Origin of the sequence: Bulleidia sp. zg-1013 (assembly GCF_019798045.1) — a bacterium.
Classification (GTDB): Bacteria; Bacillota_I; Bacilli_A; order Erysipelotrichales; family Erysipelotrichaceae; genus Bulleidia.
The window spans coordinates 272,773-294,582 of sequence record NZ_JAGXEX010000002.1 but is presented as its reverse complement, the minus strand read 5'-3'; the positions used below and the strand labels follow the sequence as shown (position 1 = coordinate 294,582).

At 36.0% G+C, this 21,810-nt stretch carries 22 protein-coding genes and 1 riboswitch; of the genes, 3 read left to right on the top strand and 19 right to left on the bottom strand.

All coding sequences use genetic code 11. The features are described from left to right. Window positions 1-14 precede the first annotated feature (14 nt). Window positions 15-665, bottom strand: coding sequence for a methyltransferase (locus K7I92_RS03245; protein ID WP_220282019.1), 651 nt, complete (start codon window positions 663-665; stop codon window positions 15-17). A gap of 189 nt (window positions 666-854) precedes the next feature. Then, window positions 855-3,866 carry a DNA polymerase III subunit alpha gene (gene dnaE, locus K7I92_RS03240; RefSeq protein WP_220282018.1) on the bottom strand — a complete coding sequence of 1,004 codons (3,012 nt, stop codon included), beginning with the start codon at window positions 3,864-3,866 and terminating at the stop codon, window positions 855-857. A gap of 88 nt (window positions 3,867-3,954) precedes the next feature. Here dnaE and K7I92_RS03235 point away from each other — a divergent pair, with 88 nt between their 5' ends. Then, complete coding sequence (locus K7I92_RS03235) at window positions 3,955-6,459, top strand: transglycosylase domain-containing protein (protein ID WP_220282017.1); 2,505 nt, start codon at window positions 3,955-3,957, stop codon at window positions 6,457-6,459. Window positions 6,460-6,511: 52 nt separating this feature from the next. Here the strand turns inward: K7I92_RS03235 and K7I92_RS03230 are convergent, their stop codons facing one another. The 14 genes from K7I92_RS03230 to rpmG all read right to left on the bottom strand — a co-directional run bounded on the left by K7I92_RS03230 (window position 6,512) and on the right by rpmG (window position 15,987). Next, window positions 6,512-7,498 carry an NAD(P)H-dependent glycerol-3-phosphate dehydrogenase gene (locus tag K7I92_RS03230; RefSeq protein ID WP_220282016.1) on the bottom strand — a complete coding sequence of 329 codons (987 nt, stop codon included), beginning with the start codon at window positions 7,496-7,498 and terminating at the stop codon, window positions 6,512-6,514. Beyond that, window positions 7,495-8,808, bottom strand: a complete 1,314-nt coding sequence (gene der, locus K7I92_RS03225; protein ID WP_220282015.1) for a ribosome biogenesis GTPase Der — start codon at window positions 8,806-8,808, stop codon at window positions 7,495-7,497. Before der ends, K7I92_RS03230 begins: the two co-directional genes overlap by 4 nt. A gap of 13 nt (window positions 8,809-8,821) precedes the next feature. Further along, window positions 8,822-9,466, bottom strand: coding sequence for a (d)CMP kinase (gene cmk / locus K7I92_RS03220; protein WP_220282014.1), 645 nt, complete (start codon window positions 9,464-9,466; stop codon window positions 8,822-8,824). After that, window positions 9,466-10,302, bottom strand: coding sequence for a hypothetical protein (locus K7I92_RS03215; protein WP_220282012.1), 837 nt, complete (start codon window positions 10,300-10,302; stop codon window positions 9,466-9,468). The genes cmk and K7I92_RS03215 overlap by 1 nt, the downstream gene beginning before the upstream one ends. A gap of 57 nt (window positions 10,303-10,359) precedes the next feature. Then, window positions 10,360-10,980, bottom strand: a complete 621-nt coding sequence (locus tag K7I92_RS03210) for an ECF transporter S component (RefSeq protein WP_220282011.1) — start codon at window positions 10,978-10,980, stop codon at window positions 10,360-10,362. Between the two features lie 56 nt (window positions 10,981-11,036). After that, window positions 11,037-11,150, bottom strand: a riboswitch (FMN riboswitch). Between the two features lie 58 nt (window positions 11,151-11,208). After that, the gene (gene efp, locus K7I92_RS03205; protein WP_220282010.1) at window positions 11,209-11,766 is read right to left on the bottom strand and encodes an elongation factor P; all 558 of its coding nucleotides are present in this window, start codon (window positions 11,764-11,766) and stop codon (window positions 11,209-11,211) included. 36 nt (window positions 11,767-11,802) lie between these two features. Beyond that, on the bottom strand, window positions 11,803-12,123 hold the full coding sequence (locus tag K7I92_RS03200) for a hypothetical protein (protein WP_203244327.1): 321 nt from the start codon (window positions 12,121-12,123) through the stop codon (window positions 11,803-11,805). Beyond that, window positions 12,113-12,502, bottom strand: coding sequence for a competence type IV pilus minor pilin ComGF (locus K7I92_RS03195; RefSeq protein WP_220282009.1), 390 nt, complete (start codon window positions 12,500-12,502; stop codon window positions 12,113-12,115). Before K7I92_RS03195 ends, K7I92_RS03200 begins: the two co-directional genes overlap by 11 nt. A 159-nt stretch (window positions 12,503-12,661) precedes the next feature. Continuing rightward, the gene (locus K7I92_RS03190; RefSeq protein ID WP_220282008.1) at window positions 12,662-12,967 is read right to left on the bottom strand and encodes a prepilin-type N-terminal cleavage/methylation domain-containing protein; all 306 of its coding nucleotides are present in this window, start codon (window positions 12,965-12,967) and stop codon (window positions 12,662-12,664) included. Then, a complete protein-coding gene (gene comGC, locus K7I92_RS03185; protein WP_203244330.1) occupies window positions 12,945-13,247 on the bottom strand; it encodes a competence type IV pilus major pilin ComGC in 303 nt (100 codons plus the stop codon). The genes K7I92_RS03190 and comGC overlap by 23 nt, the downstream gene beginning before the upstream one ends. Window positions 13,248-13,260: 13 nt before the next feature. After that, window positions 13,261-14,208 carry a hypothetical protein gene (locus K7I92_RS03180; protein ID WP_220282007.1) on the bottom strand — a complete coding sequence of 316 codons (948 nt, stop codon included), beginning with the start codon at window positions 14,206-14,208 and terminating at the stop codon, window positions 13,261-13,263. Window positions 14,209-14,221: 13 nt separating this feature from the next. Continuing rightward, entirely contained in the window at window positions 14,222-15,157 is a 936-nt protein-coding gene (locus K7I92_RS03175; RefSeq protein ID WP_207120142.1) for an ATPase, T2SS/T4P/T4SS family, read from the bottom strand. A gap of 60 nt (window positions 15,158-15,217) precedes the next feature. Continuing rightward, entirely contained in the window at window positions 15,218-15,808 is a 591-nt protein-coding gene (locus K7I92_RS03170; protein WP_220282006.1) for an MBL fold metallo-hydrolase, read from the bottom strand. A 26-nt stretch (window positions 15,809-15,834) separates the two neighbouring features. Next, window positions 15,835-15,987, bottom strand: a complete 153-nt coding sequence (gene rpmG / locus K7I92_RS03165) for a 50S ribosomal protein L33 (RefSeq protein WP_203244334.1) — start codon at window positions 15,985-15,987, stop codon at window positions 15,835-15,837. Window positions 15,988-16,085: 98 nt separating this feature from the next. On the opposite strand from rpmG, the gene ispG reads away from it, so the two are divergent. Beyond that, window positions 16,086-17,162, top strand: coding sequence for a flavodoxin-dependent (E)-4-hydroxy-3-methylbut-2-enyl-diphosphate synthase (gene ispG, locus K7I92_RS03160; protein WP_220282005.1), 1,077 nt, complete (start codon window positions 16,086-16,088; stop codon window positions 17,160-17,162). Here the strand turns inward: ispG and K7I92_RS03155 are convergent. Further along, on the bottom strand, window positions 17,159-18,529 hold the full coding sequence (locus K7I92_RS03155; RefSeq protein WP_220282003.1) for a DEAD/DEAH box helicase: 1,371 nt from the start codon (window positions 18,527-18,529) through the stop codon (window positions 17,159-17,161). The genes ispG and K7I92_RS03155 overlap by 4 nt on opposite strands. A 55-nt stretch (window positions 18,530-18,584) precedes the next feature. On the opposite strand from K7I92_RS03155, the gene ispH reads away from it, so the two are divergent. Continuing rightward, window positions 18,585-19,487, top strand: a complete 903-nt coding sequence (gene ispH, locus K7I92_RS03150) for a 4-hydroxy-3-methylbut-2-enyl diphosphate reductase (RefSeq protein WP_203244337.1) — start codon at window positions 18,585-18,587, stop codon at window positions 19,485-19,487. Here the strand turns inward: ispH and K7I92_RS03145 are convergent. After that, window positions 19,467-20,162: a pseudouridine synthase gene (locus K7I92_RS03145; protein ID WP_220282001.1), complete on the bottom strand. Its 696-nt coding sequence runs from the start codon at window positions 20,160-20,162 to the stop codon at window positions 19,467-19,469. The genes ispH and K7I92_RS03145 overlap by 21 nt on opposite strands. Next, entirely contained in the window at window positions 20,162-21,808 is a 1,647-nt protein-coding gene (locus tag K7I92_RS03140) for a polysaccharide biosynthesis C-terminal domain-containing protein (RefSeq protein WP_220281999.1), read from the bottom strand. The genes K7I92_RS03145 and K7I92_RS03140 overlap by 1 nt, the downstream gene beginning before the upstream one ends. Between the last annotated feature and the right edge of the window lie 2 nt (window positions 21,809-21,810).

The following is a 21,810-nucleotide window of genomic DNA, read 5'->3' as shown; positions in this document are numbered from 1 at the left end:
CTTCCTTTTCCTTTCTATCGTTCCTCTAAGAAGATTGCTTCTTCTACCAAACAATCCTTATTCTTACCCCATTTAAATTCCATTAAAACACTTTTCGCTTTGGAATATCTATGGGCATAAGCGAAACCCAAACGCACACAAGATAAACCTTGGACATAAGCTTCCTCTATCATAGTACCTATCTTTTCTGCTTTTTGCACGACATAAAAGCGACCATTTCCTTTTAAAAGACGATGAACCGATTCCATCAAATCTTTGCTTGGCAGATGTGCTTGCCTTCTCGCCACATCCAAATAAGGATTATCATTCTTTAAGTCACTTACAAAATAAGGTGGATTGCAGACAATCACATCCACTAGTTCACCCTGATAATCTTGAATTTTTGAGCAAACAAACGTAAAGTCAACTTGATTATAGCAAGCATTTTCTCTAGCACTTTCCAGAACCTCTTCAAACACATCCACACCAAGACCGATAATATCAGCCTTTTCCTTAGCATAATACAATAAAGCTCCTTGGTTACAACCAATATCCAATACCTTTTCTTCATCATGCACTTCTAAGAAACGACCTAACAATTCGGTATCACTATTAAAATGATACCAATTTTTTTCCTGTTTAAGACTATACCTTGTTCCATTTAAATAATCTCTTTTACCACTCATCTTTATACTCCATATAGACTTTACAATTGCTAGGACCAACCCCGTACTTCCACTATTTCCAGCAAAAGACTTTGCTGACGATTCCAGATGATTTCTTGCCCTTTTTTCGCCACATCCACTTACCAAGTTTGCAATGACGCTTATTCACGAATGAAATCTTCATCATCTACGATGACTATTTCCTTTTTATTAGCCCACTCTTTCTAATTTCAAAAGTTCAATAGATTGGCGATTGGTAATACGACCTTTCATGCAAACCACTTGTCTAACCTTTAATTTTCCACGAATACTTTCATAAAGTTTACTAAAAATTAAAACCTCTACATGACCACTTTCATCTTCCAAACGCACAAAAGCCATAAAATGACCATTTTTATCTTGGTATTCTTTCATTTGGGCAATAGTTGCCAGACCGGTTTGTTCAGGTTGCTTTGACCATGTGTTCAAAAATGGTAAGGACCAATGGTTCTTTTGACGAATTAAAGCTGAAGCATCTAATTGTAGACTATAAGAAAGGATTTCTTGCTCGTATTGACGCTTTAAATCCAATGTTTCCATTTGATTTGTTAAAATCGGACTGGATACTAAATCAAAGTTTAAAATCTTCTTCCCTTCTTCATAGACAACACATAAATCCGCATAACGAAATGCAACTTCTAATTGATGAATAAGGCTGCTACGACTATACCCAAAGAAATCCAAAGCACCAACTTTAATGCATTCTCGAACCTGATCCTGCGTTAAACCTAACAGGGATAAACGAGCGATACATTGGAAATAATCTTTGTACCCTCCATTTTCTTCAAAATCTTTTTGAATTTTTTCTATCGTTTCATAACGCAAGGATGGTATTGCCATTAAACCAAGTTGAATACCTGATTTATATTTCTTGCAGTACGCCTCTTTACAACGCAAATCAAATGGATAGAAAGGAATTTTTTGAATGCGCATTTCTCTTAGAATGCTTCTCATTAAAGAACCGGATTTCAAGGATTGGTTCAATAAGACTTCATAAAAAGTTAATGGATCATGTGCCTTGAGGAAAAGAATTTGGTATGCTAACAAACCATAAGCAACTCCATGCGATAAATTAAAACCAAAGCCACCCATAAATTCTTTAACAATCTTCCATAAATCTGGATGGATGGCATCAAATCTTTCCTGAAAACCTTTGACTAATTCTGGTTGTTTATGCCCGTTTTTACGAATGGTTTCAGCCCGGGCAAAATCAATACCTGTGACAGCCACTAATAGTCGCATCACTTGTTCTTGAAAGATAAAAACCCCATGCGTATCTTTTACAATTTCTTGAATAAAAGATGGATAATCCGATATTTTATTTTCGATGTATTGAGGAATGTGTCCTACCGCTTGGGGACGAGCAATTCCTAGTACATTAACCAATTCCAAAAAAGAAGTTGGTTTTAAATAAGGCAATTGTTTACGAATAAAATTCGCATCGAATTGGAATAAACCGGAAGTTAAACCACGATTTAATAAAGCATAGCTTTCTTTATCTTCTAAATTTAAATGATGGATATCCATATTTAAGTTGGTTTTCTGTAATAATTCTTTTAAGAAGTCTAGGTTACTTAAAGATAAGAAATCAATCTTAATTAAACCATGTTCCTCTAAGCTATCTTTATCCCATTGAATTTTCAGAAAACCATGGCTATCAATGACCGGTACAATATCCATTAAACTTTTTTCGCTTAAAACAATACCCGCCGGATGAATGGAATCGGATATCAATAAACCCTCTAATTTCTTCGCTGTCGCAAATACTTCCTGACAAGCTTTGGATTGTTTTATAGCATTGCGTAAAGCCTTATCTTTTTCTTCTAAAAGACGCAAATCATCTACTTTGTATTTAGCTCTCGCTTTTTTAACCGCTATACTTAAAGACTTCGCTTCTCTTTCCCTTAGGGAATAACACTGACAAAGTGATTGCACCACTTCCACACTGGCTAAAGAATGGAAGGTTGAAATCAAAGCCACATGCTCATAGCCGTAAATTTCTTGCAAATATTTCAATAGTACAGGACGATCTTGACCGGCAATATCAATATCAATATCTGGCATTCGCAAACGATTTGGGTTTAAGAAGCGTTCAAACAACAAACCATATTTCAAAGGATCCACTTGACTAATTCCCATCGCATAAGCCATTAAAGATCCAACCGCCGACCCTCTGCCCACACCAATCGTAAGGTTTTGTTTATGAGCATAGCGGATAGCTTCATAAACAATTAAAAAGTAGCGTTCAAATTGTTTCTTACAAATAATATTGAATTCCATTTGAATGCGTTCTAAATAGACTTTTGGAATGTCCTTTGTTTGAAGTCTTTTTTGCAGTCCCAGTAAAACCAATTGTTTTAAATAAGCCTTTTCATCTTTATCTCCTAAGAAAAATGGTTTTGGTAAGTTGGTTTGAAAAAGCGATAAGTCCACATGGCATTCACGAGCAATTTGACCGGCTCTTTCTTGGTCCTCTTGATCATAATAATGATTAATTTCTGCCAAAGAATAAAAATAACGACCGACTAAAACTGGTATAGTTGGATCAGAAATCTTCTTCTTTTTTTCTAATAGTTCTAAAATATGAAAATCATTGGCTTCCTTAGCTTCTAAGTATTTAACCTTTGGAATCGCAACTGTCGGAATGTTTTTTGCCTTACAAACTTGTTTTAATAGTGTATTGCATTCACGAAATTTCCTATTTTCGTTATAGGAAATCGCTACATCAAAGTTTTTTAAGTCTTGCTTAAATTGACTTAGTTGCTCATCCAATACATCTCTTTGTCCTTTTAATAATGCCTCATCAAATAAGCCCCCCTCACCATAAACAACCAAATGAATATGACTAGAATGTTTCTTTAAGACTTCATAAGGAAGAGAAGCTTTTTGACTAATGAGATAGGAATCTTGGATTAATTCTTGATAACCTCGATTATCTTTTGCTAGGGCTAAAAAAGGCACAATCGTATTTTCCATTTGAACGTCCATTTCCATACCAAAAATAGCTTGTATCCCCTCTTTTGCACAAAGTTTTCCAAATAAAGAATGACCCGACAAAACATTGTGGTCACTTAAGACAAGACTTTTATATCCAAGCTTTTTTGCGTATGAAACATAGTCTTCTAAGCGTATGATTGACTGATAAAAACTATATTCTGATGTCACAAGCAAATGACTAAACATACTCTTATTATAAACGAAAACAGACGTTCTTTTCATTTTACTTTATACCTTATTTTTAGTACCATTTATTACGGTTAGGGGGCGTATTATGCAAAAGAAAAAAGCGAAAAAATCATTTTTATATTATGTTAATTGTGTTCTCGTTGGTATTTTAGTTTTATATGCGTTAGCTGGCGGCTTTGCACTTATTAAAGGAAGACAATTATTAGCAGGAAAGCCAAATTTAAACTTGGATGACTTAAATTCTTCCGAATCAACAAAAATTTATGACGCAAATAATAAACTCATTACAGAAGTCGGTAGTTATTATCGTGAAAACATTTCCTATAAAGATATGCCCCAATCGTTAGTTGATGCTTTTTTATCCGTTGAAGATTCTCGCTTCTTTGCTCACAATGGTTTTGATGTACCTCGTTTCACAAAATCAGTCCTAGAAACACTTATTCATCATAATGTTCAAGGTGGCTCCACCTTCACCATGCAACTGGTCAAAAACACTTATTTCTCGACTGAAGATAAGGAAAGAAAAGCAACTTTATCCTACAAGGCTCAACAAATTGTTCTGGCAACCGAATTAGAAAAGAAAATGTCCAAAGAAAAAATTTTTGAGTTATATTTAAATAAATTAAACTTTGGTGATCGGATTCGTGGCGTTCAAAAAGCTTCTCAATATTATTTTTCTAAAGATGCTAAAAACTTATCTCTATCGGAATCCGCTTTGTTAGCCGGCATTATCAATCTACCAAATCGTTATAATCCTTATCGTTACTTAGAATACGCTACTTCCCGCCGGAATGAAGTTTTAGACCTAATGGAATACCATGGTTATATTAGTGCTAATGAAAAGAAATTAGCGAAGAGCATCAAGGTTGAAAATTTATTAAAAGGGAATACGCATTTAAGAACGGAAAGTTCCCAATACAGTTCCTTTGTGGATGCCGTTTTAAATGAGGCTCAAGAATTAACCGGTAAAGATCCGGTTTCTTCCGGCATGGAAATTCATACTACTTTAGTACCTCAAATTCAGGAACAAATCGAAAAAATTCAAAATGAAAAATTCTTTCGATTCCCAGATAAAAATATGCAAATATCGCTTGTCTCTATCAATAATAAAAATGGTGAGATTGTCGGGATTGGTGGTGGTCGTCATTATGGTGGCAGTGCTCGTCTTTTAAATCGTGCCGTTTCAAGCTATAAGCAACCCGGTTCTTCCATTAAGCCAATCGTTGATTACGCTCCTGCTTTTGAATATTTGGGTTATTCAACCGATGAAATGCTCTTGGATCAACCAATGACCTTTCCTTCTGAATCACGTGTTTTACATAATGCCGGTAATGAGACGAAATATCGTGGTGATGTGGATATCAAAACTGCCTTGGCGCATTCTTTAAATATTCCTGCTATTCGCTCCTTTGAAGCCGTGACGGCTAAGATTGGTTCAGATAAGTATGTGGAATACCTTCGTAGTCTTGGTTTCAAAAAAGCTCGTTATGGTAATTTCCATCCTTCTATTGCGATTGGCGGTAATTTATTTACAACAACTGTTACGGAAGTAGCGGGGGCTCACGCCGCAATTGTGAATCTGGGGAAATACAACCAACCGCATACCATTCGTAAGATTGTTTATAATGGTAAAGAATACTTACCACCAAATCAAAATAAACAAGTAATTTCAAGTGGTTCTGCTTATTTGACAGATGTCTTAATGGCTAATAACGTAACCTCTGGTGTTTATAACTATATGCAAGTTTTGAAACGCTCCTATCCTATTTACGCAAAGACCGGAACGACTGACTGGGGTTCTTCCGGTCTATCGTACGGTATCCCAAAGGGAGCTGCTAAAGATAGTTGGATGGTTGCCTCTAGCTCCAACTATACCAATGCCGTTTGGTTAGGTTATGATTCTGCAAAAAAAGGGGAAGGAACCTATCTCCACAATTGGAAACGTGCTTTAAATCTTCCCGGTCGTATTAATAACTTAATGTTGGATGTGGAAGAAAAAATCCCCGGTGTTCAATTAAATGGTGTTCAAAAGCCGGAGGATGTTGTGAATATAAGGTACTCTAAAGGAACTTATCCTCATATTGCAATTGATAGACAGAATATCCGTAATCCAATCACTTCCATGGTTTCTAAAAAAGGACTGGAAAATGTACCAACAGTCTATGCCGGTGATTATCAGAATAATGCCAATCACTTAGCTTTCTTCCACGCTTCAATTTCCAATGGCTTAATCTATGCGAACTGGGGTGCACAAAATGTTTGTAGTGGATACAGAGATATTTCTCTTCATGATCGTTACAATAATATTTCTAAATCAGGTTCTTGTCTTGCCAGTAATGGTTGGCTGCCTTCGTTAAAAAACGCTCAATTCTACATGGATCTTTATCAAGATGATAAATACATTACCACCATTCAATCCAAGAAAAATACTTGGGAAGGTTTACCTGCTTACTTTAAAGGAACAGTTAAAGCTTGTGGCTGGATGGTCAATAATGGTAAAAAATCAGAAAAAATTTGTACAAGCGCTGGTTACTACAGTCCTGAAGACACACAGAAAAAAGATAAAGCCTTAAATAATGCAACTAAATAAAGGAAGCTTCATAGCTTCCTTTATTCTTTCACCAATAAAGACGCCAAACCAATTATTCAGCCTTCAACTCTCTAGCCATTAAGTCCACCATGGCTTGGCTTGGTTTCTTACCTTCATACAAAATCGCATAGACTTCATTCGTTATTGGCATATCAATATGATGTTTCTTCGCCTCTACATAAACAATTTTACAAGCATACATGCCTTCCACCGTTTTTTGATTATTGGCTAAGAAATTCTTAGCACTATCATCTTTGCCAATTTCATAGCCTGCCATGAAATTACGAGAATGATGAGACGTACAAGTCACAATCAAATCTCCTACTCCATCTAAGCCCAAAAAGGTTTCGGGTTTTCCACCAAAATAAATACCATAACGGCTCATCTCGGCTAGACCACGCGTCATTAAAGCTGCTCTAGCGTTATCTCCTTGTCCCAGTCCATCCAAAATACCGGAAGCGATAGCCATTACATTCTTTAATGCAACACCAATTTCAGCTCCGATTAAATCATGATTGCGATACACACGGAAATAATGATTGGAGAATATTTCTTGAATCATTCTGGAAGCTTCTTCATCTTCACTAACCGCATTCACCGATGTCAATAAACGAAGCACCACTTCTTCTGCATGACTTGGTCCTATCAAGCTTACAATTCGAGCTTTTTTATCATGAAAAGCTTTTTGAAGAACAAGTGATAAGCGTTCATGATTCTCGGGATGAAATCCTTTCGCCACATTGACAACAATCACCCCATCTTCTAAGTAAGGACTAACCTGTTTCGCAACTGGTTCTAATGCAATGGAAGGCACTGCCATCAGAACAACTCGACTACCTCTTATCACTTCTAAATCAGTGCTAGCATGGATATTGTGATTTAATTCAGCACTAAAAAACTTGGTGTTATGGTGATTATTTTGAATGTCGTCTACTTCACCAACATCCTTACCCCACATTTGTACATCATGACCATTATCCGCTACTACTTGAGCTAATCCCGACCCCCAAGCCCCTGTTCCAAGAATGGCTATTTTCATTCCGACACCTTCTTTCGAGCAATCATACGAATTGGCGTTCCTTCTAAAGCAAACGCATTTCTTAATGTATTTTCTAAAAAACGTTCATAGGTAAAATGTAATAATTTTGGATCATTACAAGATAACACAAAGGTTGGTGGTTGAATGCCCACTTGTGTTGCATAATAAATACGAAAACGCTTACCATTGTGTGTTGGTGCAGGTGTTGTGACTTGTGAATCGCCAATCACCTCATTTAAGACATTCGTTGGAATTCTTCGTTTCGCATTTTCTAAGACCTCATCAACAATTGGTAAAATCTTATGCACACGTTGTTGTGTTTTCGCTGATACAAACACAATTGGTGCATAACTCAAGTATAAGAAATGATTTCTTACTTTTTGTGTAAATTCATTCATGGTTTTATCATCTTTTTCAACAATATCCCACTTGTTTACAACAATAATAATTGGTTTATTCATTTCTACTGCATAACCGGCCACATGTTTATCCTGTTCACGAATACCGGCTTCTCCATCCATCACAAATAAGACCACATCACAACGCTCAATGGCTCGCATAGCTCTTAAAACTGAATACTTTTCAACTGATTCATACACCTTTCCCCGCTTACGAATCCCGGCTGTATCCACGATAATATATGGTTTTTCATCATGAACAAATGCTGTATCAATGGCATCACGAGTTGTACCCTGAATATCGGATACAATCGCTCTTTCTTCATTTAATATCGCATTAACTAAAGAGGATTTACCTACGTTCGGCTCACCAATCACAGCAATCTTAACACCCTCTTCTTCTGGAATATCCACTCTTTCCGGCATCAGCTCAAAACAACAATCCAAAATATCTCCAACACCAATACCATGAATTCCTGAACAAGCCATTGGTTCACCTAAACCAAGCTCATAAAATTCATAAATATTCATCATTCGACTTGGATCATCAATTCGATTAATAGCTAGAACCACCGGCTTTTTAGCTCTTTGTAATAAACCGGCAATGAAATGGTCATCTTCACTAAGCCCTTCAGCACCATTACAAACCATTAAAATGATATCCGCCTCTTCCATCGCAATATCTACTTGCGCTCTAATTTCCGTCTGGAATGGTTGATTGGCTAATTGAATTCCTCCCGTATCAATGACTCGAAAGGAGTTTCCCGCCCATTCAGCGCTACCATACAAACGATCGCGTGTCACCCCGGGTATATCTTCTACGATAGACATTCTTTCACCAACCAAACGGTTAAAAATAGTACTTTTACCAACATTTGGTCGACCAACAATGGCTAATACCATTTCTTTCATATTAAACCCCTTTCTAAAGGTACGAACAAACTTTATCCACGACCTCTTCAATACTCATATCTGAACAATCAATGCGTTTAGCATCCTTAGCTTGTACCAATGGTGAAGCCGATCTTGTTTCATCTTGGCGATCTCTTTCGGCAATGGACCGCCTAACTTCCTCTAGCGTAAGGGAAGGATTTTTTAACTTATCCTCCAAGAATCGACGTTGCGCTCTTGCTTCTACACTAGCCACTAAGAAAATTTTTAATTTGGCATCCGGCAAGACAACGGTACCAATATCACGACCATCCATGATAAATCCTTTTTCTTTAGCCAAGACTTGTTGACGAGCAACCATTTCTTGACGTACTTTTGCCCATTTTGAGACATTAGAAGCGGCCGAAGAGACTTCTGGATTGCGAATGGCTTGACTAACATCTTCGCCATCCATGAAAACTTGTTCCCCTTTTAAAAGAATTCCAGTTTTCTTTAAGCAATCTAATAAAGCTCCTTCATCCTGTTGAGAAATATGCAAGCGAATAGCTTTTAACGCTAAACAACGGTACATAGCCCCCGTATCCAAATGCGTCATATCCAGCTTTTTTGCAAGGCATTTTGAAATCGTACTTTTACCAGCTGCACTTGGACCATCAATTGCAATATTATAACGTTCCATTAATGCTTACCTCCAAAGATACTCATAAATACAAAAGCTAAGATAATCACTAAAGCCACAATCAAAATCACCAATACAATGTTTAAAATACGATTGGTTCTTCTCATCTTTGTATTTAAAGAAGCCACATCATCGCCATAGTTTTCAAGTTGGGCACGCATTGAAGTTGTTTCATTAAGAAGCTGTTGACGAGTGGATTGTTCTTCTTGTCGATTAAGTTTAGGAATTTCCATGGAATATTGTGAATCTTCCACAGCTGAAACAGATTTACCTGCCATAATATCCTGTACTTCTTTCATAATATCCGCTTTTGTTAAAGTTTGAGTTGATTCACTTTCTGTCTCTACTTTTTGGAAAGGAATATCCGTTGTGCTACTATCTTCCAATGGTTCATAGCGACGTTGTTTCTTTGGAAAAGGACGTGTTGGTTTTTCTTCTTTCTTTAAAGAAGTTAAAATGTCCAAAGAAGTTTCTTCACTAACCGCGTTGCCATGTTCCACATTATAACGTTTCGCTTCTTTTAAATATTGGCTGATATATTCATTGTCCAAAGGTGAAGATTCTACATGAGTTAAGGCCTCTAGCGGTGATAAATCCGCTTGATCAATCAGACTTGGTTGGCGTGGTACACGAATGGTTTCCTTCGCATGACTCGCCTTTTTAGGTTCACTAATTTCTTCACTAGGAGCTTTAAAATTACTTTGATCAATTTCATTCAAGCGACGAGCTAATCGAGATAGTTCTTCACTTTGAATGGTAGTATCTTGAAAGGATTCCTGTTCTTGTAAACTATTTCTTAAATCTTTATATTTTTTTATACGGGAAAACTCTGCCATAATTACCTCTCCAATCAAAAAGATTATACCATAAAGAAAAGAGCCTTTTGGCTCTAATTAACGATGTAATAATGGACTTATTGATTTATACAATAATAAAGTACAAATTGACACAATACTTCCTTTTAATAAATTAAACGGAAGCACTGAGAAAAGCACAAATCCTAATGGATTATGGATTAATGGAATAATCGCATGTCCTGCCTTAACAATCGAGTCAATACTCATATGAAAGAAATAGGCATAGGCTGGTAATAATAAGAAATAATTCGCAAAGACAGCTATAAGCGCCATGGTTAATGTACCTATGCATAAACCAATCCAGGCATTTTTCTTTGTCTTATGATTTTTATAAATAAGCGTTGCCGGCAGCACAAACGCAAGACCCATTAAGAAATTCGCTATTTCCCCAACAAAAGCGGTGGATGTTCCTTTGAAAAGAAGGTGTAAAACAATCTTTAAGGCTTCCATACATACCGCCGCCAGTGATCCTAAGCTAAAACCACCAATCAAAACAGCCACTTCACTTAAATCAAACTTATAGTAAGGTGGCGCAATAAAAGGTAATGGAAATTCAATGGACATTAAAACAAATGCTAAGGCTCCCATAATAGCAATTAACGCAACACGCTTTGTGGCAGAAACTTTTTTTCCTACCATTTGAGCTTTCTCTGACATAGGTTTCTCCTTTCCTCTTATAAAAAAGAGGTTATAAGTAACCTCAGGAAAAATAATAAAAGACTCTTCCATCCAGACTTTACTGTCGCCTTCGGAATCACACCGAATCATGCCATAGGCTCGCGGGGTATACCGCCGGTAGGGACTTTCACCCTGCCCTGAGTTACACTCTAATTATAGAAAAAAATAACAACCTTGCAAGAAAAAAAGAATTCATTAGCGAATTCTTTAAGCACGACCACAATATTTGCCATCAGCTGTGCTGATAACCACCATTTCACCATTTTGAATAAACAATGGTACTTTAATGCCAAAACCAGTTTCAACCACTGCATTCTTTGTGGCGGAAGTTGCTGTATCTCCTTTAACAGCTTGCTCACATTCCGTGACTTGTAAGGTAACTTTATCCGGTAAAGCAACGCCTAAGATTTCGCTACCATACGTCGTTACAATCACATTGTCATTTTCTTTCATAAACTGCATTTCCCAAGTTAAGCGTTCCTTAGGAATTTCTGTCTGTTCATAAGTATCGTTATCCATAAAGACTAAATTCGTGCCATCATCGTATAAATACTGCATATTTCTTTTATCAATTTCAGCTTGTTCAACTTTATCACCACCAGTAAAGGAAAGTTCATGGATAACACCCGTACGCATATTACGAACCTTTACTTTAATAATCATTTGGCGCATCGCTGTCTTATTATGATCCACATTAATCACTGTATACAAATTATTCTCATACGAAATAGACATATTCGGCTTCAAATCATTCACTATTATCATTTCTATTACCACCTCTTCTACGCTATTTTAACCAATTCAAGAGGACTTATCAACTTGAAAGCGATATTCAACAACTTCCTTTTTCTCTAAATCTAACTTAATTTTTAGACTTCTTCTTTCCGGATAAATAATGTTTCTTATCACTTGTTCTTCTTTGATTTTTCCATTTTTCAAATCACATTCTACTTCACGAAGGATTTTTCTTTCTTCTTGATAAAAGGAATAATCTTTTTTAAGGTTTTCTTGAATAATAAATTCTTTTTGTTTTAGAGTTAACTCGTTGATAAGATACTGACTATAAAATAGAAACAAAGCTAAAAAATAAATGGATATAAAACCTTTCTTTTTATGGTACATAAATCCCCACTTTTCTTTTGGTATGTCCTATTCTATAAAACAAATAAATCTTCTTTTGCGATTCTTCAAAAGAAATATCCTCTAAATTTTCCAAAAAGATTTGCGTACCCGGTTGTAAAATTAACTTTTTATTCACCATAGATAATACTTTCTCTTCTTTACCAATGCGATAATGCAATTGATTGTTTTCAATGGATATATCTTTTGCAAGTAAAAGTTCTCTTCTTAATTGGGCTAAAGAGATTTCATCTTGCCAAAGGATATACGTTTCACCTCTTCTTTGTGTCTTTAAAAAAGAAGGAATGATAGATACTAAACTAACCAAAATAAATATGGACAATAAGACGTCGATGATGAGGCTTCCTCTTTGATTTCGCATACTGAACACTTCTCCCTTTTAAAATTCTTTTGTGTCCATTTTTGGTAATGCTCTAGACTTTTATCATTTTGTAGATACAAAATCGTCTGATAGCCCAAAGTAACTAAAATCATAAAAACAAACACACAAATCAATGTTTCCATCAGAAAAAATCCCTTTCTATTCCCAGCGCAGTCGACCTTGTGCAATACGAATCACCACCTTTTGTTTTAAAACATCTATCCATCTATTTTGCCCCTGATTAACATAGCCGTTGGGATAGAAAAATATCCCTTCATAGTTACCATTCCTTTTATTTGCCATTGCTTGACTTTGAGCTAGTAAATAATTCAAAGACCATTCTTGTTTAGACATAGAACTTTGAAAATGAGGTTTTGGTGTCCATAGAAATAAAACGGATAATACCAACAATACCACCAATAATTCCATTAAACTAAACGCTCTAACGAACTTTGGCTTGTCCATTTTGAATAATCAGATGCTTTGAACCATCGCAAGTCAATTGGCTCTCGCTCAAAAGTCCTTCTGAAACCAATTCACTAATGGAACTAGGTAAACGATCATGGGCTAATTTATATTGAAGAATGGCAGAATCCCCTATCTTCTCTAAAGCTTGGCAACCTTTATTATTCACAATCGTCAATGTCTTCTGAATATTTGGAACAACCAAAAGAAACAGCACCGAAATAATCAAAATAACAATAACCATTTCTAATAAGGTAAAACCACGAACTTTCTTTTTCATCTTTTTTCTCCTTTCAAAATTTTTGTAGAAACTGCATTGGATAAAGAATAACTTGGTACATCAAAACCAATAGATACGCAATTTGACCATAGGCAAAACATTGTAAAAGAATGGAAAAATGTTTTAAACGTTGGTTTTGCTTATCTCTTGCGATGGCTAAATAACGCTCTAATAAAGGAATGGTATCTTTAAAGAAATAGGATAGTTGAAAAAATCGCTGCAAATTCGGCTCAACAATACGATGGGAATAAATCCGTTGAAATGAAATGCCGAAACATAATAAACGGTCAAATTCACTAGCGATATAATGCACCAGTGGCTTTTCTTGAATACTACTTAATAAATGAAAACTTTCTTGGCTCGATAGACACAATCGTAAACATTCCAAATAGTACTCTACAAATTCTATTGAACCCTTTTGCACAAAATAACTTTTGGGATAGATTTTACTTAATAGTCGATACAAAACAATCTGTACTTTCTTCATCTTTAATAAAAACACAAAGCTAAGCACCACAATGGACAATACGCCCATCATTATCCAAGAAATTCGCAAACTTCTTTCGACTTGTTTTAGAGATTGATTTTCAACCGCTACACTACCAATCAGCTTTACCATTGTCGGTAGAATGAAATACGAAAACGCAAAACTACCAGCACTAACCAAGAACAGCAATAAAAATGGATAGGACAATTTCTTTTCCATGACTTTTTTCTTTTGATTTTCCATTTGTAGTAAACGAATGGATAATTCCAAGGCTTTTGAAAAGGATAAGAATGGTAAGAAGCCTTCCAAATGAAGCCATAGTTTTTTAGGACAAATAGAATGAAAAGCCACTTCTAAAGCTTCCCCTTGTTCCAATTGCCTTATTAAATTGTTAATCGCTTTTTCGTTTCTTTTCTCTTCAATCAAACTCAAGGCATCTTTTAAGGGAATATCTTGTTTTAAAAGTTGATTCAAGTACAAACAATCCTCAAAAGAAATAAATCTCTTGAGAAAGCTGTTTTTCCAATGGAACAAATTCAGGGGAATGTTTCTGATTTTGAAAATAATAACTCAACTCCTTTTCATCCATAACTTCATAAATTGATTGTTTATGACCATCTTCTTCCACTAGCTCTTGATAAGAAATACCAACCAACACTTCTTTTAATCGACCTAAGGGAACACCCAAATCCACCATCCGTCGAATGGCCAGTATAGAACTAGAAGCATGAATAGAGCTAAACACCAAATGACCTGTTAATGCACAACGATAAGCCATTTTAGCAGCAACACTATCGCGAATTTCACCAATGAGAATAATATCTGGATCATGTCTTAATAATTGTTTAATTCCTTCTTCATAACTTAATTGTTCCTTAGAAACCTGAAGCTGAACCATGTTTTCTTGATAGACTTCAATAGGATCTTCCAAGCTAAATATCTTTTTGCCTTGAATTTGTTGTAATATGCTATACATAGTTGTTGTCTTACCACTTCCTGTTAAACCACTGAATAACACAAAGCCACTTTTCATAGCCATCATCCTTCGCATCCAATCCCGGTTATTTTTGGAAGTGGTTAATTCTTCAATTTGAAAGTGATGATTGTGATTTAGAATTCTTAAAACAGCGGATTGTTGATGGTGGCTTTGGATAAGAGCGAAACGACAGCTTAAACTCTGTTCGCCAATTTGAATTTCAAAAGAGCCGCTTTGTGGTAGATAAGCCCTTGAAACATCCAAGTTAGCTAGATACATCAAATAATGAAATAAACGTTCATCTTCCGGCTTTGTTGAAACCATTTCAATTCCTTGCATGGTACGAAATTCCATTTGAATGGCTTTCCCATCTTGCTTGATAAAATGAATATCACTGGCTTTACGAAGTAAAGCTTCTTTCAACCAATCTTTTAATCTTGCTTTCATATCCATGCATACTTGTATTCCCTTTAAACTGAAAAATCCACAAAAAAAAGATGAGAAATCTCATCTTAAGAAAGGATTGTTTTGTAGCTCATAGGCTAGTGTTGTTACTTGGTCATGACCAGGATAGACCTTTAAGCAAGGATTTAATTTCTTTAGCTTTTTTAAGCTTTGCATAAGAACCTGTTCATCCCCACCATACAAATCACTTCGACCAACGGTTCCTTTGAATAATGTATCGCCTGAAAACAAGCAATCTTTGATTCGTAAACAAGTAGACCCCATCGAATGACCCGGAGTATAAATGACCTCTGTTTGGAAATGCCCTATCGCAAGTGGTCCTTCTTGAATCGCTATAAAAGAATGATAAATAGCCGCCCCATAAGGAATAAAAAGTTTTGGATCAATGAAGTCACGATCCCCTTCGTGCATGAATAAAGGTACTTCCGGATAGGCGTCCATGAGATCATCCACAGACACGGTGTGATCACTATGACCATGCGTTAAATAAATTCCTACAACTTTATAACCTTGTAAATTAGCTTGTATGGATAAAAAAGAATTGCCCGGATCAATAATAAGGACTTCCTTATCTTCCAAACAAATATAAGTATTTTCTTGAAACTTTCCTTGGTTTAAATAAATAACTTTCATAGATATAATAAAAAATAGTCCAATGACTATTTCTTCTCCTTATGTAGAGTCATTTTTCTAAGACGCTTGCTATATTTCATAACTTCCAATTTTTCAGGATGCTTGCGCTTATTTCTTGTCGTGATATAGTCTTCTTCACCACATTCTGAGCAGACTAAGATGACATTTTCTCTTGCCATGATACACCTCCTGGTCTTCGCTAGAAGATTATAACATATATTTCTATTAGTGGACAAATAAATGAAATAGTGGAAAAATACTTTCTAGGAGGACACAGATGAAACGAACTGAAACAAGACCAATCTACGTTGGCTCTGTCCAAATTGGTGGTCAAAATAAGTGTGTTTTACAATCCATGACAAATGTTTCAACCCATGATGTTGAAGCCAGTATCAAACAAATCAATGAATTAGCTGAAGCTGGATGTGAGATTGTTCGTCTAGCTGTTTTAAATGAAAAAGATGCTGAGAAAATTGGTGAAATCAAAGCTGGAACAACTGTACCATTAGTGGCTGATATTCATTTTAATCACAAACTTGCCCTCACTTGTTTGGATTTAGGGATTGATGCGATTCGCATCAATCCCGGTAATATTGGTGCTAAAGAAAATGTAGAAGCCGTGGTTAAAAAATGTCAAGAAAGACATGTACCAATTCGTATCGGCATAAATTCCGGTTCCATTGAAAGAGAACTATTGGAAAAATATGGTGGTCCTTGTTCGGAGGCTATGCTGGAAAGTGCTGATAAACATATTAAAATTTTAGAAGATTTAGGCTTTGAAGATATTTGTTTATCGTTTAAGTCCTCGAACGTGGCTTTAACCATTGAGGTTTATGAAAAAGCATCCCGAAAATACCCTTACCCTTTGCATTTAGGGCTTACTGAAGCAGGAGGTTTCCGTGATTCATCCATTAAATCATCGGCCGCCTTGGGAGCTCTTCTTTACCGGGGAATTGGTGATACAATGCGTGTTTCTGTTTCTGCCCCACCCATTGAAGAACTTTATATCGGCAAACAATTATTAAAGAGTTTTAAATTGATAGAAGATGTACCGGATTTAATTGCTTGTCCAACTTGTGGTCGTATTCAATATGATATGTTACCACTGGTGAAAGAGATGGAAGACTATTTAAAAGACTTACAAGCCAATATCACTGTCGCGGTTATGGGCTGTCCTGTTAATGGTATCCAAGAAGCCTCTAGGGCAGATATTGGGGTTGCTGGTGGTGTCAAGCATGGTCTTATCTTCCGTAAAGGAGAAGTCATTCGGAAAGTTCCTCAAGCAGAACTACGGGATACCTTGATTGAAGAAATTAATAAACTAGTACAAGAAAAGCTTAGTCAATCCAACTAAGCTTTTTTATTGCCATCTCTTAGCTCTTTCGCTCTTTGTTTATAACGAGCCTTCTTTTCTTCTTTAATCTTGGAACGAATAAAATCTCTCTTTTTACGACGATAGAGTTTATCAATTTCCGCTTCTCTTTTCTTTTTATAACCAGGTTTAACCTTCCTCTTTTTCTTGGTCATCATTTTAGCAATCTGTTTCTGCATTTCCGTATCTTTTTTTGCTCGACGTTGACCATAAGGACGAAGGTCTTGCCAATTATGGTGATGGAAACGGCGGTGTTTAAATGGAATACCTTGTTTCATTAAAGAACGAATAGCTTCATCATCTTGCTCATGGTACAATGCGTAACAAGTACCGGATAGTCCTGCTCGACCGGTTCGACCAGCACGATGAATGTAGTATTCTAAATCATTAGGAAAGCCACAAGAAATAACAAAACCAACTTCACCAATATCCATACCACGGGCTGCCAAATCTGTCGCAATCACATATTCATATTGTGATTGGGTAATTTGTTTCATGGCTTGTTTACGTTCACGTGAACTTAAATCACCATGCAATTCAGTTAATTTAACACCATGGTCACGCAATTCTTGGGCAATCTCATGCGCTTCTTTCCGCGAATTCGCAAATATTAAACAGACGTAAGGATTAAAGCCGGGCATAATCTTTAAAATGGTTTCGGCATAGCTTCTGTGGTAACAAGGCACTAACACATGCTCAATATTCTTATTATTGGATTGATGTTTACCAATTTCAATGGTAATTGGATGATGCATATACTTCCTAATAAAAGGCTTTAACTGGTTTGGTAAAGTGGCTGAAAATGACAACATTTGTGCATCATTCATTCGCGAAACAATCGCATCCACGTCCGCTAAGAAACCAAACTCCAGAGTCATGTCGGCTTCATCCACAACCATTACTTTCGCTTTATCTAAACGCAAAGAATTATCTTCTAAAAATAAATCCCTCAACCGACCCGGTGTACCAATCACAACATGCGGTTGTTGTAGTTGAAACTTCTTACTATCTCTTGCCCGCTCCTTACCACCCACAACAGCACTAATGCGAATGCTTGGAAAATAAGCTTCCACTTCTTTTGCCATCGCATAAATTTGATAAGCCAGTTCACGCGTAGGCGCTGTAATCACGGCTTGGACATAATCGCTGGCAACATCAATTTTTTCAAAAATAGGCACTAAAAACGCATGTGTCTTACCGGAGCCTGTTTCGGATAGACCAATTATATCTTTCCCTTGCAATGATAAAGGAATGACTTCCTCTTGAATGGCAGTCATTTCTTTAAAATGTTTATCCCTCAACCATTGTTTTAATGGTTCTTGTATGTGTAAATCTTCAAACTTTTTCATATAATCACCTATAATAAGTATAAAGGGAGCCAACAAAATAAGAAAGGAATAAGGCATGAAAATTATTTCTGTTCAACCAAGAGGATATTGTCATGGTGTTATACGAGCCATTCGTTTAGCCCAAAAAACTAAAGAGAAATACCCAAATACTCCAATTACGATTTTAGGCATGTTGGTTCATAACCAACACGTTGTGGATGTATTAGCCGAAAGTGGTATGCAAACCATTGAAGATAAAAACCAAGACCGTCTTTCTTTATTAGATAAAATTCAAGAAGGAATTGTTCTATTTACAGCCCATGGTGTTTCACCGGCTGTTTATCAAAAAGCCAAAGAAAAAGGTCTACAAGTTGTCGATGCGACCTGTCCGGATGTTTTAAAAACCCATGAATTAATTAAAGACTATGCAGATGATGTCATTTATTTAGGTAAGAAGAACCATCCCGAATCCGAAGGAACAGTCGGTTTATCCAAGCGGGTTCATTTGGTATCCAATCTTGAAGATTTAAAAGCTTTACAAGATATTGAAATTCATAATCCCATTATCACCAATCAAACCACTCTATCTCTTTTAGATTTACAAGACTTAATTGAAGCTTGCTTAAAGCAATACCCAAATGCAAAAGTCGTAAGAGAAATATGCCCTGCCACAAGGTTACGCCAAGAAGCAATTTTAAATTTAGAAGCCGATGCTTTGTATGTGGTGGGAGATGTTCGTTCTAATAACAGCAATCAACTAGCAATTATTGCTCGTAAGATTGGTATTCCTTTTGTAAAAATGATTTCTTCGGTCAATGACATTCAAGAAAGTGAACTCATTGGTAAGGAAAGGATTGCCATCACCAGTGGTAGTAGCACACCCAACGCATTAACCAATCAAGTGGTTTCCTTTCTACAAGAATATGAAAAAACAGGTAAGTTTGAATTACCTGTTGAATTAAATCGACAACTTCTTTAAATCTTCAATTTCTTCTTTACTTAGGGGGCGGTATTCCCCTTTTTTTAGTGTTTCATCTAAAATTAAATTCTTCATGCGAATGCGTTTTAAATACATGACTTTATTGCCAAGAGAGAGAAAGATATTCTTAATCTCATGGTATTTTCCTTCTTGAACAACGATGGTACAGCTTCTCTCATCTAAGATATGTAGCTTAGCTCCTTTGTATGAAATATCTCGATATTCAACCCCCTTTTCAATAGCTTTTATATCTTCTTTACTTAAAGGTGATTGATGTTCAACATAATATTCTTTCTCAACGTGTTTCTTAGGTGAAAGTAATTCATGTGCCAAAGGACCATCATTCATAATTAGAAGTAGACCTTCTGTATCTTTATCCAATCTCCCACAAGGAAATAAACCTTTATAGTCAGGCACTAGTTCCAATACTGTTGGATTATGTCTTCCTTCGGTGGCGGATATATACCCTGCTGGTTTATGCAACATAAAATAATAATGTTCAGAATACGCTAATTCTTCGCCATCAATCGTGATGACATCTTGATTAGGATCAACTGCCCTACCGGCAGCTAAAACTACTTCACCATTAACACAAACCCTTCCCTTTTTAACCATATTCTTTACTTGTGTACGACTACCCACACTTGCATTGGCTAAAACACGATCCAAACGCATTAAGCTCTCCTTATCATACGATTTAAAAGCAATTTTAAAGAACGGTGGAAAGTAACTTGAACTAGACGTAACCATTCTGTTAAAGCAAAATAGATTGCCATAGCCATCATAGAAACCCCAATAAACAAAATCAGTGCTACCGCTCTTGAATAATGAACAAAATCAAAACCAACTAACTTCAATAAGTAATAAGGGATATTCATAATAATTGAAATGAGTAAAATCTTGAGGAAGCGTCTTAATAAAACTTTCCATTGTAATTTAGAATAAGTAGTTATCTTATAAAAGCCTAAGAAGAAAATCGCAAAACCAGATACATAGCTTGAAATAATCGCTCCTGTATACCCAAATAAAGCCGTTAATGGATAAAAGGAAATGAGCTTAACCAGAAAGCCTATACCTAAATAACCAATACAGGTTTTCCGAAAACGTAATGTTAATAAAATAGAAGTCATCAAAGGCGTTAAGGTAGATGTAAAAGCTAATATACCAGCTTGTCTTAAAGCCACTTGACCATACACCAATTCACCGCCACCATACATAATGTAATACACAGCTCTGGATTGAAAAAATAAAACCGAGCTGACAGGTATCGCAAAAAAGAAGGTAACGTCAAAAGCATCCATTAAATATTTACGCATTTCCTTCCAATTTTGGTTTTCTAAAGCGGCGGTCACAAAAGGAATAATACCCGCACTAAAGCCACTAGCAACCACTTGTGGAATAGAAGTTAACTTATCACAATTGGTTTGAATAATGGAATAAATTAACGTAGCCGTATTATGATTCATCCCTAAGCTTTGATTCACAGATACAAATAAATTGGTGTTCACCAGAATTTGTGAATTCCCTAAAATGGCGGTCACAAAGAATGGAATAGCGTACATTAAAAACTCTTTTAAAATAATCTTGTAGGAAACCGCTTCTCTTTCTTGCCTTTTAGCCAAACGAGCAATTCTTTTATTCCGTTTGGTATCAAAATAGGCAAAATAGAAAATGGCTAAAATAGCTCCTAAACTGGTTCCTATTACAGAAGCATAAGCACCAAAGCTGCGATGCATCTTAAAAACATAAACACCAATCATCGAAGCCACTAAGATAAAAGCAACTCTCCCTACCTGTTCTAAAACTTGTGAACCGGCATAGGCACGCATTTCTTTTAAACCTTGGTAATACCCACGGTAACTATACAAAATCGGTACAATGAATAAAGCTAAGGCTAATAAAGAGAATACATTTTGCATGGTCTTTAGTTCCCAAGCACTAATATTTCCTCCCCCTAAAGCCCTTGTAGCTAAAGGAGCTGACATCAAAAAGAAAAACATTGCCATCACAAAACCAGATGCCATTAAAATTCCGGTTCCTAAGCGACGCACTAACATTACCGTCTTGTAGTCTTCCTTAGCATAATATTTCGCTACTAAAGCCGCTATCGCAAAGGGAATACCGGAGCCGGAAATTTGTAGTAATAAAGCGTAATAATCATAGGAAGCTGAAAAGAATACCATGTTCTGTTGACCAACAATTTCTTTAAATGGAATGATATAAAACAAACCAATTAATTTCGCAATGAAAATACCGGCCGTGGATGTTAAGGAACCAGCTAAAAATGATTGACCAACTTCTTTTTTTAATTTTTCACTCATTC

Bases quoted from the DNA above. Each gene is read 5' to 3' on its own strand.
- K7I92_RS03245 (WP_220282019.1), bottom strand. From the start codon at position 665: ATGAGTGGTAAAAGAGATTATTTAAATGGAACAAGGTATAGTCTTAAA.
- dnaE (WP_220282018.1), bottom strand. From the start codon at position 3,866: ATGTTTAGTCATTTGCTTGTGACATCAGAATATAGTTTTTATCAGTCA.
- K7I92_RS03235 (WP_220282017.1), top strand. From the start codon at position 3,955: ATGCAAAAGAAAAAAGCGAAAAAATCATTTTTATATTATGTTAATTGT.
- K7I92_RS03230 (WP_220282016.1), bottom strand. From the start codon at position 7,498: ATGAAAATAGCCATTCTTGGAACAGGGGCTTGGGGGTCGGGATTAGCT.
- der (WP_220282015.1), bottom strand. From the start codon at position 8,808: ATGAAAGAAATGGTATTAGCCATTGTTGGTCGACCAAATGTTGGTAAA.
- cmk (WP_220282014.1), bottom strand. From the start codon at position 9,466: ATGGAACGTTATAATATTGCAATTGATGGTCCAAGTGCAGCTGGTAAA.
- K7I92_RS03215 (WP_220282012.1), bottom strand. From the start codon at position 10,302: ATGGCAGAGTTTTCCCGTATAAAAAAATATAAAGATTTAAGAAATAGT.
- K7I92_RS03210 (WP_220282011.1), bottom strand. From the start codon at position 10,980: ATGTCAGAGAAAGCTCAAATGGTAGGAAAAAAAGTTTCTGCCACAAAG.
- efp (WP_220282010.1), bottom strand. From the start codon at position 11,766: ATGATAATAGTGAATGATTTGAAGCCGAATATGTCTATTTCGTATGAG.
- K7I92_RS03200 (WP_203244327.1), bottom strand. From the start codon at position 12,123: ATGTACCATAAAAAGAAAGGTTTTATATCCATTTATTTTTTAGCTTTG.
- K7I92_RS03195 (WP_220282009.1), bottom strand. From the start codon at position 12,502: ATGCGAAATCAAAGAGGAAGCCTCATCATCGACGTCTTATTGTCCATA.
- K7I92_RS03190 (WP_220282008.1), bottom strand. From the start codon at position 12,967: ATGGACAAGCCAAAGTTCGTTAGAGCGTTTAGTTTAATGGAATTATTG.
- comGC (WP_203244330.1), bottom strand. From the start codon at position 13,247: ATGAAAAAGAAAGTTCGTGGTTTTACCTTATTAGAAATGGTTATTGTT.
- K7I92_RS03175 (WP_207120142.1), bottom strand. From the start codon at position 15,157: ATGAAAGCAAGATTAAAAGATTGGTTGAAAGAAGCTTTACTTCGTAAA.
- K7I92_RS03170 (WP_220282006.1), bottom strand. From the start codon at position 15,808: ATGAAAGTTATTTATTTAAACCAAGGAAAGTTTCAAGAAAATACTTAT.
- rpmG (WP_203244334.1), bottom strand. From the start codon at position 15,987: ATGGCAAGAGAAAATGTCATCTTAGTCTGCTCAGAATGTGGTGAAGAA.
- ispG (WP_220282005.1), top strand. From the start codon at position 16,086: ATGAAACGAACTGAAACAAGACCAATCTACGTTGGCTCTGTCCAAATT.
- K7I92_RS03155 (WP_220282003.1), bottom strand. From the start codon at position 18,529: ATGAAAAAGTTTGAAGATTTACACATACAAGAACCATTAAAACAATGG.
- ispH (WP_203244337.1), top strand. From the start codon at position 18,585: ATGAAAATTATTTCTGTTCAACCAAGAGGATATTGTCATGGTGTTATA.
- K7I92_RS03145 (WP_220282001.1), bottom strand. From the start codon at position 20,162: ATGCGTTTGGATCGTGTTTTAGCCAATGCAAGTGTGGGTAGTCGTACA.
- K7I92_RS03140 (WP_220281999.1), bottom strand. From the start codon at position 21,808: ATGAGTGAAAAATTAAAAAAAGAAGTTGGTCAATCATTTTTAGCTGGT.